12 protein-coding genes and 1 riboswitch are annotated in these 14,058 nt (G+C 74.7%); of the genes, 10 read left to right on the forward strand and 2 right to left on the reverse strand.

Annotated elements, in window-relative coordinates:
• Positions 1-506 precede the first annotated feature (506 nt).
• Positions 507-998, reverse strand: a complete 492-nt coding sequence (locus PAI11_RS23870; protein ID WP_211656546.1) for a type II secretion system protein — start codon at positions 996-998, stop codon at positions 507-509.
• 82 nt (positions 999-1,080) lie between these two features.
• Positions 1,081-1,163: riboswitch (cyclic di-GMP riboswitch) on the reverse strand.
• 192 nt (positions 1,164-1,355) lie between these two features.
• On the opposite strand from PAI11_RS23870, the gene PAI11_RS04320 reads away from it, so the two are divergent.
• From PAI11_RS04320 to PAI11_RS04350, 7 genes are all read left to right on the forward strand, one after another.
• Positions 1,356-2,558, forward strand: coding sequence for a prepilin-type N-terminal cleavage/methylation domain-containing protein (locus PAI11_RS04320; RefSeq protein WP_040598331.1), 1,203 nt, complete (start codon positions 1,356-1,358; stop codon positions 2,556-2,558).
• Positions 2,555-3,253 carry a PulJ/GspJ family protein gene (locus tag PAI11_RS04325; protein WP_007571230.1) on the forward strand — a complete coding sequence of 233 codons (699 nt, stop codon included), beginning with the start codon at positions 2,555-2,557 and terminating at the stop codon, positions 3,251-3,253. The genes PAI11_RS04320 and PAI11_RS04325 overlap by 4 nt, the downstream gene beginning before the upstream one ends.
• Before the next feature lie 11 nt (positions 3,254-3,264).
• Positions 3,265-5,466 carry a hypothetical protein gene (locus PAI11_RS04330; protein WP_007571232.1) on the forward strand — a complete coding sequence of 734 codons (2,202 nt, stop codon included), beginning with the start codon at positions 3,265-3,267 and terminating at the stop codon, positions 5,464-5,466.
• An 86-nt stretch (positions 5,467-5,552) separates the two neighbouring features.
• A complete protein-coding gene (locus PAI11_RS04335) occupies positions 5,553-6,044 on the forward strand; it encodes a hypothetical protein (RefSeq protein WP_007571234.1) in 492 nt (163 codons plus the stop codon).
• Between the two features lie 298 nt (positions 6,045-6,342).
• Positions 6,343-7,017, forward strand: a complete 675-nt coding sequence (locus tag PAI11_RS04340; RefSeq protein WP_007571236.1) for a Crp/Fnr family transcriptional regulator — start codon at positions 6,343-6,345, stop codon at positions 7,015-7,017.
• Positions 7,018-7,401: 384 nt separating this feature from the next.
• On the forward strand, positions 7,402-9,252 hold the full coding sequence (locus PAI11_RS04345) for a Kelch repeat-containing protein (RefSeq protein WP_040598332.1): 1,851 nt from the start codon (positions 7,402-7,404) through the stop codon (positions 9,250-9,252).
• A 9-nt stretch (positions 9,253-9,261) separates the two neighbouring features.
• Positions 9,262-11,016, forward strand: coding sequence for a CHASE2 domain-containing protein (locus tag PAI11_RS04350; RefSeq protein ID WP_007571240.1), 1,755 nt, complete (start codon positions 9,262-9,264; stop codon positions 11,014-11,016).
• A 10-nt stretch (positions 11,017-11,026) separates the two neighbouring features.
• On the opposite strand, the gene PAI11_RS04355 is transcribed toward PAI11_RS04350, so the two are convergent.
• Positions 11,027-11,266 carry a hypothetical protein gene (locus PAI11_RS04355; RefSeq protein ID WP_007571242.1) on the reverse strand — a complete coding sequence of 80 codons (240 nt, stop codon included), beginning with the start codon at positions 11,264-11,266 and terminating at the stop codon, positions 11,027-11,029.
• Between the two features lie 66 nt (positions 11,267-11,332).
• Here PAI11_RS04355 and gluQRS point away from each other — a divergent pair, with 66 nt between their 5' ends.
• The 3 genes from gluQRS to PAI11_RS04370 are packed head-to-tail and all read left to right on the forward strand — an operon-like array spanning position 11,333 to position 13,910.
• Positions 11,333-12,280: a tRNA glutamyl-Q(34) synthetase GluQRS gene (gene gluQRS / locus PAI11_RS04360; RefSeq protein WP_007571243.1), complete on the forward strand. Its 948-nt coding sequence runs from the start codon at positions 11,333-11,335 to the stop codon at positions 12,278-12,280.
• A gap of 54 nt (positions 12,281-12,334) precedes the next feature.
• Positions 12,335-12,730 carry a hypothetical protein gene (locus tag PAI11_RS04365; RefSeq protein WP_007571245.1) on the forward strand — a complete coding sequence of 132 codons (396 nt, stop codon included), beginning with the start codon at positions 12,335-12,337 and terminating at the stop codon, positions 12,728-12,730.
• Positions 12,731-12,743: 13 nt separating this feature from the next.
• The gene (locus tag PAI11_RS04370; RefSeq protein WP_007571247.1) at positions 12,744-13,910 is read left to right on the forward strand and encodes a ribonuclease D; all 1,167 of its coding nucleotides are present in this window, start codon (positions 12,744-12,746) and stop codon (positions 13,908-13,910) included.
• Positions 13,911-14,058: the final 148 nt, after the last annotated feature.

The following is a 14,058-nucleotide window of genomic DNA, read 5'->3' on the forward strand; positions in this document are numbered from 1 at the left end:
CACGAACCGCAGCACCAACACCCTGCACATCACGAACCGAAACCGACGTTCCGACATCGATCGACGCGCCGTCGGGCAAGCAGACGGAATCGGCTTGTGCTGGCACAGTTCCGCCAGTCCAGTTCCCCGCCGTCCCCCAAGCCGACGTCCCAGCGCCTCCGCTCCAGGTTGCTGTGCATCCCTCGTCCGCGCCGGCGACAGCGGCTGGCAGCCCAGTCAGCGCCGAAAGGAGGACAGTCACAAAGACAGCGACCCCGGTCCGGCGGCGACCTGGGCGATCGGCAGGTTGTGGGGCATCTCGATGCGGCTGAACGCAACGCTGTGTGCTGAGCATGGTTCGACGGTGCCAGCAAATGATCCTGGTGTCGTGCACGTTGGACGGATGGCTAGGTGACGCGCCACTGGTTTTCGTCTGCGCAATGCGGACGGGGCGGCCAGAGGCCGCCCCGCGCTGGGTCTTGCAAATGCCGCTCTCGAGTGAGCGTCGCCTGTCGGCGAGTCGTGGACTACCAGTCGCCGCTGGACGGGCAGGCGCCCTCACCGGTGGTGGTGCACTTGCGAGCAGTGCTGCCGGACGAGACCTTCTCGATCGTGAACTGGTTGCCGGACTTCGAGTACGCCGTCACGAGGTAGCTCGTCTTCGCGTCGTTCGTGCCCGTGGTCGCCGCGCTGATCACGATGTCCGCATCGCCGGCGACGTGGGTGGCCACGACCGGGAGGCCCGTTGCACCGGGGTTGGTGCCGCCGGAGAGCTGCGCCTCGGTGCGGCAAGTCGAGTAGTCCTCGCTGTTCGTGTAGCAGGACTCGATCTGCGAAACAGCGTTACGAGCGTTGCTCTTCGCGCTCGCGTCCTGGCCCTTCGCGCGCTGCCCCAGGAACGTCGGGATGGCGATCGCGGCGAGGATGCCGATGATCAGGATGACGACCAGCAGCTCGACGAGGGTGAAGCCCCGCTCCTCGGCTGCACGGTTGCGCATCCGGTGGATGAATGAAGACACGTTGTGCTCCTGTGTGGTGGACCTTGTGGTTCTCCTGCTGCCAGCTCCGCGACTCCTGCCGCGGGGTCCATCACTGCACCCCGGTGGCGACCCGGCTTCCTCTCCACGTGGGAGAGGCCCGTGGCTTTGCGTCCCACCCTCACGAGTGGTTTGCCCTTGGCACCTCGGTGCTGGCGTCTTGCACAGCACTCATCGGGCCAGGCCTCCCGGGGCTGGAGAGCGACTAGACGTCTGTACTACCTGCGGATCCGCGGAGGCCTGGCCGGTCCGGTGGCCCTTCTCGCGCGAGGGTGGACGGCCGTCCATTCGTTGAGTGCGCTCCGGTCCGTCGTCGCCGCCGCCGATTGACCGTGTGCGATGCCGCACGTCCAGCCCTCACCGGTGATCCGCTCACTCCCACGAACGGCCACCGAGGACCGTCCCCCGGACCGCGCAGGCGACCATCGCGCACCCGGCGTCGCCAGGGCCGATGGTCGCCCCGGCGGCCCGCGCCGTGCGGCCCGCCGCGTCGTCCGCCTGCACCGCCGCCCCCGCGTCCAGCGGCGGTCCGCCGGCCAGCGGGGCCTGCGCAGCGACGGCGGATTCACGATGGTCGAGGTGCTCGTCGCCGCGACGATCCTGGTCATCGGCGTCTTCGCGACCCTCGCCCTGATGGACCGCGGCGCCGCCGCGACCGGCTCGTCGCTGCAGCGCGACCGGGGCAACGCCATCGCCCGCGAGATCGTCGAGCGGGCGTCGGGCATGAAGTACGTCCGTGCCCGCTCCTCCACCGACGGCAAGTACGTCGACACCAACGAGCTCGTCGGCCTGAGCAGCGGCACCTCCACCGTCCGCCCCGAGGTCGAGGTCGCGAACCGGCTGCGAGCCGCCCTCGACCCCGACGGCGACGGATCGAGCAGCGCGGTCACCGCGCAGGACGTCACCGGCCGCTACGTCAAGCGCACCAGCTGGCAGCTGACGCGCGCCAACACCCGCTACACCGTCACCTACCGCGCCTGCACCAGCTCGGACGAGATCAACCAGACGATCATCCAGGGCGTCCTCGACTGCGACCGGCCGGCCACGACGACGTCGCCGGGCACCACGTTCCCGGGCGGCAGTGGCGGCGGATCGCAGTGCAGCCTGGCCCTCGCCCTCGGCAACTCGCTGCCGAGCACCCCCACCCCGACGCAGGACATCCGCGTCCGCCTGCAGCTGCTCAACGTGGTCGGGCTCGACCTCTGCGTCGGCGGCCTCCTCAACATCCTCAACCCGCTGACCAGCGCGCTCGGCCTCGACAGCCTGATCCAGACCGTCTGCTCGGCGCTCGGCCCGGTCGGCCCGACCGTCGGCGGCCTGCTCTCCGGCGTCACCGGGCTGCTCGGCACGCTCGGCGCCAACGCCAACATCGGGCTCTGCCCCGCCGAGGAGATCCAGGACGAGACGCTCGACGTGGCCGGGGGCATCGGCACGTCGACGAAGGTCGAGACGACCGTCAGCTGGGTCGACCGGGCCACCCGCCAGACGCGCACGATCCGCCAGACGGCCGTCGTCCGCCGCGCGACGGTGGCCACGCCATGACCCGCCCGAAGACGACGCGCCTGAGGCGTGCGGCCCGCCGCGACGACGGTCTGACCCTCGTCGAGCTGTTGGTGACCATGGCGCTCGCGTCGGTCGTCCTGTTCGCGATCCTCGGGGCGTCCGACATCCTCGGCAGCTCGACGCAGGACACCGGCCGGGTGACCGACAGCCAGGAGGTCGGCCGCCAGGTCGTGCGGCGGATCACCAACGACACGCGCCAGGCGTACACGCCGGCCACCGGCGCCGCGACGCCGATCGTCAGCATCACCCGCAGCCAGCTCGTGTTCGCCGCGGCGATCGCCTCGAGCACCGGCGGCGAGTCGAACGGCTGGATCAGCTACTGCGCCGACAGCGCGGGCAGCCTGTTCCGCGGCCAGCTCGCCGCCGGCTCCTACGTCGCCCCGACCGGCTGTGGAGCGAACGGGTCGGGCTGGACCTTCACGCGGCTGGTCGATCGCCGCGTGGTCTCGCCGACGACCCTCTTCTCCTACACGGCCGACGCCGCCTACACCGCCAACAACTGCCCGCAGCAGGCGCCGACCGCGGCTACGCCGAGCCCGCCCGCATGCCTGCCGGCGCCCGCAGCCGTCCGCGCCGTCGGCCTGCGCCTGGCCGTCAGCCGACGACCGGGGTCCACGTCCGGCGCCGTGGTCACGCGCGCCGCCGTCTCCCTCCGAAACGCCATCGCCCCATGAGGAACCCGACGATGCCCGAACCGCGTCCCGCGTCCCGCGTCCACGACGACGGCGGCTGGGTGATGGTGCCCGTGATCGCGCTGCTGGCGATCGGCCTGATGCTCGCCTTCGCGGCGCTGCTGCTCGTCGACCGCCAGACGCAGGCCGCCGGCGGCGAGCGCGTGAACGACGCCGCCCAGACGCTGGCCGAGGGGGCCGCCACGGCGACCGCCAACATGCTCGCGAGCGACGACAACAGCCTGCTTTGGACGACGAAGTTCACGTCGTGCCAGACCGTCAGCGGCGACCTCTCGGGCCCGTCCACCGTCACCCCCGCGACCTTCGCTTCCCGCGTCCAGACGGCGGTCAACACGTACTTCGACGCCGCCCAGTCGGGCGGATCGCCGCTGTCGGACTACGACACGAAGGGCGGCCGCTCCACTCGCTGGACCGTCTACGTCTGCCCGACCGACGACAACGGCGCCACCGCGGATCCGCGGTGGAGCGACGCCGCGAAGCTGAAGACGTCGGCCTCCACGACGCTCGCCACCTGGGCGGCCAACGCCCAGAAGGCGACCGGCATCCTCGGGACCCAGCCGACGCTGTGGGTCCGCGCCCAGGGCGACGTGCGGTCGCCGTCCGGCTCGACCGGGCGGTCGCGGGCCGTCGCCGCCAAGGTCCAGCGCGGCGCGACGCGCTGGCAGCCCGACCCGTCCTACGCCCTCGCCACCGGCAGCTTCGACAACGACCTCGGCGCGGTCACCGGGCAGGTGCTCGGCACGCTCACCAGCACGCTCGGCCAGAAGGTCCTCGGCGGCCTGCTCGGCGAGAAGGGCCTGCTCGGCAAGCGCGACGACCTGATCATCGACGACCCCGGAAACAGCACCGCCGACGGGACGGCCAAGATCGGCGTGCGCTGCGGTCTGCTCCAGGGTGCCGACGACACCGTCAAGGGGCTGCTGGGCAACGGCGTCGACCTGACCAAGCTCGACCTCAACCTCTGCCTCGGCGGTGTCTTCGGCAGCCTCAACCAGCTGCTGCAGAAGACCAGCCTCAACGCGGTCACCGACCCGCTGCTCGGCACCGACCGCTACCACAACCTCACCAACTACGCGATGGCGCCCGCCGCCGTCGTCGACGCCTACCGCACGGCCGCGAAGGTCGGCGACAACGGCGGTGCCGGGCTGCTGCAGGGCGTCTATCGCGACCAGATCGCGGGCACCGACTACAACCCCAGCGTTCCCGGAAGCGTGTCGGAATGCAACCTGCCGTGGAACCAGATCGCCGGTTCGTCGCCCACCTTCCCGGGAACGATTGTTTACATCGACAAGATCGGCAACGGCGACCAGTCCTGCTCGATCGACGCCAGCCGGACGGCCAACGTCCGCGCCCTGATCGTCAACCGCGGGCGGATCGTCGTGCGCGGCAAGCTCACCGGCGTCCTCTACGCGCTCAACGGCAACGAGTGCGCCAGCGCCCCGGCCACGGGCTGCACCCAGGCATACCGCGCCGCGCAGCCGACGCGCGAGGTCGTGCGGATCGAGGGCACGGGCACGGTGACCGGCGCCGTCTGGACCGATGGTCTCCGCAGCAAGACGGGGATCTACCCGGGCAGTCAGCCCAACACTCTGGGCGGTGCTCTCGGGCCGCTGCTCTCCTCGGTGGCGGCGCCGCTCGACAACACGCTCTGCTCGCTGCCGGTGCTCGGACCGCTGATCTCGGGCCTCACGAACCTGCTCGGGGACATCCTGACCCTGGTCACCGGCGGCACGGTGACCGCGCGGCTGCCGGCCGGCAGCCCCGGCCCGCCGAGCGACAGCGCCAACGCGCGCGCCTGCGGCGTGGTGCGGATGCTCGTCGGCCAGCTGGCGAACCTGCCGGGCCTGGCCGGGCTGGTCAGTGCCGGTGGCGCGACCTCCTACGCCTACGACAAGTGGGAGAAGTGCGTGCCGGGCGTGCTGAACCTCTTCTGTGCCGTCACCGGCACGAACTGGCGCAAGACCGGGACCGGAACCGGGAGCGAGACCCTGCCCGCCGGGCTCCTGACCGACCTGCTCAACAGCGGCCCGATCGGGAACCTCCAGCTCTTGCTCAACCAGCTCGCAGGCAACACGCAGCCGATGCTCATCCGCAAGGCGAGCGTGATCCGCGCCGCCGCCATCGACGTCCCCGACAACGCCAGCTTCGTCCCCGGGTCGTTCCGCAACGTCGCGCCGCGCGCCGCGGGCGCCTGAGCGTCTCCGTCGCCTGACCGCCGCCCCGCGTCCCGCGCGGGCGGCGGCGCCCCACCCCCAAGCGCCGACCCGCCATACTTCACCGCGTGCCGGCGATCCGCCTGATCATCCTGGCCACCGTCGTGATCGGCGTGCTCGCCGTGGTGGGCGCGATGGCGCCGCCGGTGCAGCAGAACAACCGCGATCGGCCGGTGGGTGCGCCGCCCTCGGCGTCGACCCGGCCCGCCGGCCCCGCCGGCAAGGTGATCCGGATCACGACGCCGCAGAAGCAGCCGGTGGCCGCGTCGGTCGGCGACACGATCGTGCTGCAGGTCGAGGTCCCCGCCTTCGACCGCGTGATCGTCAAGGGCCTCGGCGTCGAGGAGGAGGTCTCGCCCGACGTCCCGACGACGATCCGCTTCCCCGCCCTTCGCCAGGGCAGCTTCCGGGTCCGCCTGCAGCTGGCCCACCAGACCCTGGTCCGGCTCGACGTCGGCGACGGACCCGCCGCCGGCCCGACGCCGCAGCCCTCCCCGGTCACCCCGCGCGACGGCAGCCAGCCGACGCCGGCCAGCGTGCTGCCGGTCCCCGGCGCCTGACGCGCGCCGCTTGCCCTCCGCGAGCGACTCGCATCCCCCGTACCGGCGATCCGCTCTGGTCACGGCGGGAGCGGCACGCTACGTTTGCGGCGGGTCGTCGCTGGGCAACCACCCCTGCTCTGCCGGCGCCTGCGTGCGCCCCGGTCAACGACGCACGCTCGGGTCGAGTGGCTCCCGCAACGACCCATGCGGGGGCCGCTCCCCGTCGCCCGGCGCGGCGGCGGGGTGAGAGCATCGTCTCGCGGCCCGTCCCGTCCCTCCCCCCCCCGCCAGCGAACACGTCGACCACCGATCCCCCTTGCCAGTCCATCTGCTCGAACGGCTTCCCGAGGAGACCGCATCGCGGATCGTCCTCGGCGCCCGCCGCCGCCGGTTCGACCGCGGCACGATCATCTTCCACGAGGGCGACCCGGCCGACACGGTCCACGTCGTCCGTCGCGGACGGGTCGCGGTCGAGGGCACGACGCCGCTCGGTGACACCGTCATCCTGACCGTCCTCGGCCCCGGCGACATGGTCGGCGAGCTCGCCCTCGTCGCCAAGGAGCAGCCGCGCAGCGCCACCGTCATCGCGCTCGAGACCGCCGAGACCCTGGCGATCCACCGCGCCGACTTCGCCCGCCTGCGGCGCGAGCACCGCGAGACCGACGACGTGATCATCGAGGTCCTCGCCGAGCAGGTCCGCCGGCTCTCGGTCCACGTCATGGAGGCGCTGCACGTCAGCGCCCCGACCCGCGTCCGGCGACGGCTGATGTTCGTCGCCGACCTCTACCTGCGGCAGGAGGCAACGCCCGACAACCCGATCACGATCCCGCTCACCCAGGAGCAGATCGCCCAGCTGGCCGGCACCACCCGACCGACGGTCAACGAGGTCCTGGCCGAGGAGCGCGACCTCGGCGCCGTCGTCCTCGGCCGGGGACGGATCGAGATCGTCGACCTGCCCGCCCTCCGCGGGCGCAGCGAGCGCCTGCGCTGAGCCCGTCGCCCGCGCGGCAGGGCGGGCGCCCGCCGACGGGGCAGCGTCGCGGCCGTGACGCCCGCTGTGTCGTGGCCCCGACGGACAGGCGTTCGCGCGCGCCCTAGGGTCGTGCTCAGATGGCGGGATTCGTCAGCGCGATGCGGGACGGGCTATCCGGGGGGGTCGGGCGGGGGCCGGATCGTCCGCCACGCCGCGCGAGGGCCTCGTCGTCCGCAGCCGTCGCCGCTGGCGACGGACCGGGGTGAACCGGTCGGCCTGCGGCGGACAACGGCAGGGTGGTTGCCGCGACCGTCGTGGGCCGAGCCGAGTAGGCTAGGTGCTATGGGTCAGGGTCGAGGGTTCGATGTCGTAGGGGTACGACATCACCACAGTCAATCGGGGGTGGTGCGCGATCGCGGTCGCCCGGCGCCGCCCGTCGCCGTGGGGCGCCCCGCGCGCTCCCGTGGACGGCTGCTCGCGCTGACCGCGGCAGCGCTCGTCCCCGGGCTCCTGTGGGCCGCGCCCGCGGCGGCCGGGACCGGCTGGGTGCCGGTCGCCAACGACGCCGTCGCCGCACAGGCCGACACCGCCACCCTGCAGCCCGACGGCACGGTCCTGGCCGTCGCCCAGATCCCCGCCGCCGGCGACCAGCCGGCCGAGACGCGCGCCGTCCGCTACGACCCCGCCCGCAACGCCTGGGCCGACGCCGGGAACCTCGCGCTCGACAGCGTCGACGCCGCCGTCGCGCTGCCCGACGGCCGCACGCTCGTGCTCGGGGTCGGCAGCGGCGATCGCGTCAACCGCGGCTGGCGGCCACGCATCTTCGACCCGACGACGGGCACTTGGGCCATCGGCACCGACCTCGAGATGAGCGGCGCGCCGCAGGTCACCGCGCTGCTGCCCGACGGCAAGGTGCTGGCGATCGGCCGCAACGACAGCGCCTCCCGCGGGCGCAACACCGGCACCTGGATCTACGACCCGGCCAGCGGTCGCTGGTCGGCCGCCGCGCCGTTCCCCGACATCGCCCCGGCGACCGCGACCACCACCGGCGACGGACGCGTGCTGGCGCTCGGCACCGACACCCGCCCCGCGGGCGCGACCGCCCGCGGCTACGTCTACCGCGAGCAGGACGACCTCTGGAGCCCCGCCGGCCCGGTCGGCCTCGGCCCGCCGCTGCTGTCGGCCACCCGCACCGGCGACGGCGGCGTCGTCGTCGTCCTGGACCGGACCGAGAGCGCCCGCGCCAACGTCTGGCGCTTCGATCCGCCGACCACCTCGTGGAGCACCACCGGCGGCGTCGCGACCACCCCGGGCCAGATCGACGCGCTGCTGGCGACCGACCGGCTGCTGCTGGTCGGCGAGCAGACCTGGCAGCGGGATCCGCTCTCGGGTCTCTGGTACGACGAGCCGCTGATGGCCAGCGACCGCCGCGGCGGTCAGGCGACCGTGCTCCAGGACGCCCGCGTGCTGTTCACCGGCGGCGACGCCGGGCCTGCCGGCCGGCCACCCGTCGCGCTGCTCGATCCCGGTCCGATCGGCGGCCGCCCCGATCCGCCGCCGCCGGCCGATCCGCCGCCGAGCGATCCTCCCCCGGTTTCGCCGACCGATCCGCCGCCGCCCCCGGACCCCGAGCGGGGCATCCAGGCGGCCGCCGACGCGACCGCCGGCCACGTCGAGGTCAAGGTCCCCGGCAGCAACGACTTCCAGCCGCTCGTCCCGCAGACCGCCGTCCCGGTCGGCAGCGAGGTCGACGCCAGCTCCGGCAGCGTCACGCTGCGCCTGCGGGCCGCCAGCTCGTTCCGGGCGACCGTCCGGGCCGGGCGGTTCGTGCTCGCCCAGGGACGCAAGCCGCCCTACACCACCGAGCTGCGGCTGGCCGGGCGGAGCTGCCGGGCCGTGGCGCCGGTCAAGGACCCCCGCGCCCCGCTTCCGGGCGGTGCCCGCGCCAACCTGCGGGCCGCCGTCAGGACCGCGATCAGCGGCAAGCAGCCGCCGCCGAAGGGCAACGCCAAGTCGCGCAAGAAGCCGCGCGTGCTGCGGGTGCGCCGGAGCGGCAACGGCGGCCTCCGGACCCGGACCAACGACGCCGTCGCCACCGCGCGCGGAACCGACTGGACGACCACCGAGGGCTGCGACGGGACCAGCTACACGGTCCACCGCGGCTCGATCGTCGTCCGCGACCTGCGGACCCGCCGGACCCGGCTCGTGAAGACCGGGCGGAGCTTCCGGGTCGTCGCGCGGGCCCGACGCTAGACAGCTCCGATGCGGCGGACGCGGTGGGTCCGGCTGGCCGTCGCGGCGCTGGTCGCCGTGGCGGTGGCCGCGGGCCTCGACGCGACCGGCGCCACCCGCCGGGCCGAGGAGAGCACCGTCGACGCCCGCTTCCTGCTGCGCGGCGAGCGACCGGCCGACGACCGGGTCGCGATCGTGGCGATCGACGATGCCTCGATCGGCCGGCTCGGGCTGACCTCGCCGCTGCCGCGCGACGAGCAGGCCCGGATGCTGCGGCGGATCGCGGCCGCTCGCCCGCGGGTGGTCGCGATCGACCTCGTCTACCGCGGCGCGTCCAAGATCAACCGCGACGACACCCTCGGCGCCGCCGACGTCGCGCTCGTCGACGCGATCGACCACGCCCGGCCGACCGTGCTGGCGATCACCGGCATCCACCGCGCCGACGGCCGGGCCGCGACGCTCGACTTCGTCCAGGGCCTGACGCTCGACGACCTCGGCGCGCGGCCCGGCCACGTCGCGTTCGGCTCTGGCACCGGCGGCACGTTCCGGCGGCTGCCGGCGACGATCGACGGCGTCCCGAGCATGCCCGCCGCGGTCGCCGCCGCCTGGCACGACCGCGGCCGCGGATCGGCCGCCGCCCGCCGGCGCGGGCGCGGCGTCGGCCCCGGCGCCTGGATCGACTACCGCGGACCGCGCGGGTCGGTGCCGATCTACTCGATGGTCGACGTCCGCGACGGCCGCGTCCCGGCATCGGCGCTGCGCGGCAAGGTGGTCGTGATCGGCGACACCACCCAGGCCGCGCAGGACGAGCACCCGACCGCCTGGGGCGGCCAGCTGATGTCGGGGGCCGAGATCGAGGCGCAGGCGATCGCGACCGCGCTGGAGGAGTCGCCGCTGCGCGACGGACCCGGTTGGTGGAACGTCGTCCTGCTGCTCCTCGGCGCCGCGATCGTGCCGCTCGCCGGCCTCCGCCGGGGCGGCCTGGCCCAGGCGCTGGCGGCGGTCGGCGGGCTCGCCGCGATCGTGGCCTTCGCCGTCGCCGCCTTCGCCCGGGATCGGGTGGTCGAGGTCGTCCCGCCGCTGGTCGCGCTCGGCGTCGGGACCCTCGGAAGCCTGATCGTCACCCTCGGGCTCGAGCGGATCGCCGAGCGCCGCGCCCGCGCGACGCTGCGGCGGTTCGCGCCAGCCGAGGTCGTCGACCAGCTGCTGGCGAGCGGCGGCTCCGGGATCGCCCCGCGCGAGCTGGACGTGACGGTGCTCTTCTGCGACCTCCGGGGCTTCACCGCCTTCGCCGCCGACCAGCCGGCCGGGTCGGTGATCACGCTCCTGGAGCGCTACCTGGCCGAGGTCACCGCCGCGGTCACCGGCCACGGCGGGACGGTCGTCTCGTTCCTCGGCGACGGCGTGATGGCCGTCTTCGGCGCGCCGCTGCCGGCGCCCGACCACGCCGACCGGGCGCTGGCCGCCGCGCGCGAGATCGCCGGCGAGCGGCTGGAGCGGTTCAACGCGTCGACCGGCTCGGCGTTCGCGATCGGCGTCGGCCTGCACAGCGGACCGGTCGCGTCCGGAATCGTCGGCCCCGCGCACCGGATCGAGTACGCCACGGTCGGCGACACCACCAACGTGGCGGCCAAGCTCGAGGCGGCGACCAAGGCCGCCGGGGTGTCGCTGCTCGTCTCCGAGGCGACCCACGCCCGGCTGGCGGAGCCGGACGGCCTGCGCGAGGCGGGGCGCTTCGACGTCCGGGCGGGCGGCGAGCCCGTCGTCGCCTGGGCGCCCGCCTGATCGCCGGCGGTCAGGCGGCGGGCGGGGCGGCCGGCGGCTGCTCGGCCGGGTGCTCCTGGGCGTCGCGCCCGGGGATCGCCACGCCGGTCCCGTCGCACCACGGGCAGGCGACCTCGTGCGGGGTGCCGCCGGCGCCGGAGATCAGCCGCCCGGTACCGCGGCACGGCCCGCACGGCTTCGGTCCGGTGTCCTCGGCGGGCTCGGAGTCCCTGCGCCCCGGTCGGCGTCGGCTGCCCTGCGTCGTGGCCATCGCGGCCGAGCATACGCACGCTCGCCCGCATCTCGCGCTGCGACGGCCGTCGCTACCGTGTCCGGGATGGCGCAGCCCGACGGCCGCTACGCCCCCAGCCCGACCGGGGCGCTGCACCTGGGCAACCTCCGGACCGCGCTGCTGGCCTGGCTCGCCGCCCGCGCCGGCGGCGGTCGCTTCCGGCTCCGGATCGACGATCTCGACGCCGGCCGCAGCCGTCCCGAGCACGAGGCCGGGCAGCTCGCGGACCTGCGGGCGCTGGGGCTCGACTGGGACGGCGAGCCGCTGCGCCAGTCCGCGCGCGCCAGCGCCTACGCGACGGCGGTCGGCGCGCTCGAGGCCCGGCAGCTGGTCTATCCCTGCTGGTGCACCAGAGCCGAGATCCGCGAGGCCGCCAGCGCCCCGCACGGCGACCTGCCCGAGGGCGCCTACCCCGGCACCTGCGCCGCCCTCGACGCCGCCGGACGGGCGGCCCGCGAGCGCGCCGCCGGCGGCCGGCCACCGGCCTGGCGGGTGCGCGCGGCGGCCGCCGAGGTCGTCGTCGAGGACCTCGTGCTGGGCCCGATCCGCGGCGTCGTCGACGACTTCGTCGTCCGCCGCGGCGACGGGACCCACGCCTACAACCTGGCGGTCGTCGTCGACGACGACGACCAGGAGATCGGCCAGGTCGTGCGCGGCGCCGACCTGGCGTCGAGCGCCCCGCGCCAGGCGTGGCTGGCCGGCGTCCTCGGGCTGCGGGTGCCGAGCTACGCCCACGTGCCGCTGGTGCTGGGAGCGGACGGCCGGCGGCTGGCCAAGCGCGACGGGGCGGTCACGCTCGCCGACCGCCGCGCCCTCGGCGAGTCCGCGGAGCAGGTCCGCGGGGCGCTCGCCGCCTCGGTCGGGCTCGCCCCGCCCGGCGCCGCGCCGTCGCTCGACGAGCTGCTCGCCGGCTTCGACCTCGCCCGGCTGCGCGACCGCGGTCCGACCGTCTGGAACCCCGGCAGCGGGCCGCTCGCCGCCGGTCGCCGCTGATCCGGCCGCCGAACCCGGCTCGCACGCGAGCCGTCGCTGCGGGATCATCCAGGGGTGTTCACGCCGGTCAAGATCGTTCGCTTCTGGCTCCCTGGCCTGATCTTCGTGATCGGCGCCGCGATGCTGATCATCAGCCCCGACATCGTCGGCGTCGAGGGCGCCGCGATGATGCTCGGCGGCGGGCTCGGGGTGGCCGTCTCCAACCGCCTGCACCGAATCGGCCTCAAGGGCGAGCAGGAGCGCGACGAGGAATTGGACGCCCGCGCGTTCCTCGACCGCTACGGCGTCTGGCCCGACGAGGCGTCGCCGGAGATCCTCGCCCAGGCCCAGCGCGACGGCCTCCTGCCCCAGGCCGACGAATCCGCCCCGTCGCCGCCGGAGGCCGCGATCTCGGCGCTTCGGCCCCAGTTCCGCCGCGGTGACGTCCCCCGCCCCCGCCGGCGCGGGTAGCCTGCGCCACCACGTGTCCTCCTCCACCGACAGGATCGTCCACGAGCTCGCCGCCGCCGCGCGCGAGACCGGCCGGCTCGGGATCGACACCGAGTTCGTCGGCGAGGGCCGCTATCGGCCGTTGCTGTGCCTGGCCCAGATCGCCGTCGACGCCCCCAACGGCATCCGGATCGAGCTGCTCGATCCGCTCGTCGACGAGTTCGACCCGACGCCGCTGGCCGAGGTGCTCGCCGATCCGGAGATCGAGATCGTCCTCCACGCCGCGCGCCAGGACGTCGCGCTGCTGAAGCGGACCTGGAAGACCGAGGTCCGCGGCGTCTTCGACACCCAGGTCGCCGCCGGCTTCGCGGGGCTCCGGGCGCAGATGGGCTACGACGCGCTGCTGCGCGAGATGCTGCGGGTCAAGCTCCAGAAGTCGGCCAGCTTCACCCGCTGGGAGCAGCGGCCGCTGAGCGAGGAGCAGCGCCGCTACGCCGCCGAGGACGTCCAGCACCTGCTGCAGCTCGCCGTCGCGCTCCAGAACCGGCTGGTGGAGTCCGGCCGGCTCGAGTGGGCCGTCGAGGAGTGCCGCGCGCTGGAGGAGGTCCACGACAGCCGCGACCCCGCCGACCTCTTCCCCCGCCTGCCCCGGATCGACCGCCTCGATCCGGCGCAGCGGGCCGTCGCCTACGCGCTGCTGGAGTGGCGCGAGGAGACCGCCGAGCAGGTCGACCGGCCGCCCTCGACCGTCCTCCAGGACCAGACGCTGGTCGAGCTGGCCAAGCGGCGCCCGACCAGCCGCGAGCGCCTGAAGCAGATCCGCGGACTGTCGGAGGCGACGCTGCACCGCCGCGGCGACGCCCTGGTGCAGGCGATCGCCCGCGGACGCGACGCCGAGCCGATCCCGGTCGAGACCGAGCGTCCGCCGCGCACCGACCCGGCCGATCCGGCCCTGGTGGTCCTGGCCGAGACGCTGGTCCGCACACGCGCCGAGCAGGAGGAGCTGGCCTACGAGCTGCTGGCCAGCCGTGCCGACCTGCAGCGGATCATCACCTCGTGGCGCGACGGGCGCGACGACGAGCAGATCCGCACGCTCCAGGGCTGGCGCGGGGATCTGGTCGGGACCGACCTCATCGACCTGCTCGAGGGTCGCCTGGCGCTGCGGGTCGACGGCGACGGCCGGGTCGTCGCCGAGCGCTGAGCGCCGTCCGCGCCGGCGCGCCGAGCAGCACCGCCGTCCCCCCCCACGGCCCGCGATCGGCGACCAGGGCGCGGACGATCGCGATCGCCCCGGGGCCGCCGGACGGGCGCTCGCCCGCCGTCGCGCCCGGAGGCCCGTAGGCCGCGAG

Source organism: Patulibacter medicamentivorans, from assembly GCF_000240225.1.
Taxonomy (GTDB): domain Bacteria; phylum Actinomycetota; class Thermoleophilia; order Solirubrobacterales; family Solirubrobacteraceae; genus Patulibacter; species Patulibacter medicamentivorans.

What these genes read in the sequence shown, in the direction of transcription:
- PAI11_RS04320 (WP_040598331.1), top strand. Translation starts at nt 1,356, where the DNA reads ATGCCGCACGTCCAGCCCTCACCGGTGATCCGCTCACTCCCACGAACG.
- PAI11_RS04355 (WP_007571242.1), bottom strand. Translation starts at nt 11,266, where the DNA reads ATGGCCACGACGCAGGGCAGCCGACGCCGACCGGGGCGCAGGGACTCC.
- gluQRS (WP_007571243.1), top strand. Translation starts at nt 11,333, where the DNA reads ATGGCGCAGCCCGACGGCCGCTACGCCCCCAGCCCGACCGGGGCGCTG.
- PAI11_RS04325 (WP_007571230.1), top strand. Translation starts at nt 2,555, where the DNA reads ATGACCCGCCCGAAGACGACGCGCCTGAGGCGTGCGGCCCGCCGCGAC.
- PAI11_RS04350 (WP_007571240.1), top strand. Translation starts at nt 9,262, where the DNA reads ATGCGGCGGACGCGGTGGGTCCGGCTGGCCGTCGCGGCGCTGGTCGCC.
- PAI11_RS04330 (WP_007571232.1), top strand. Translation starts at nt 3,265, where the DNA reads ATGCCCGAACCGCGTCCCGCGTCCCGCGTCCACGACGACGGCGGCTGG.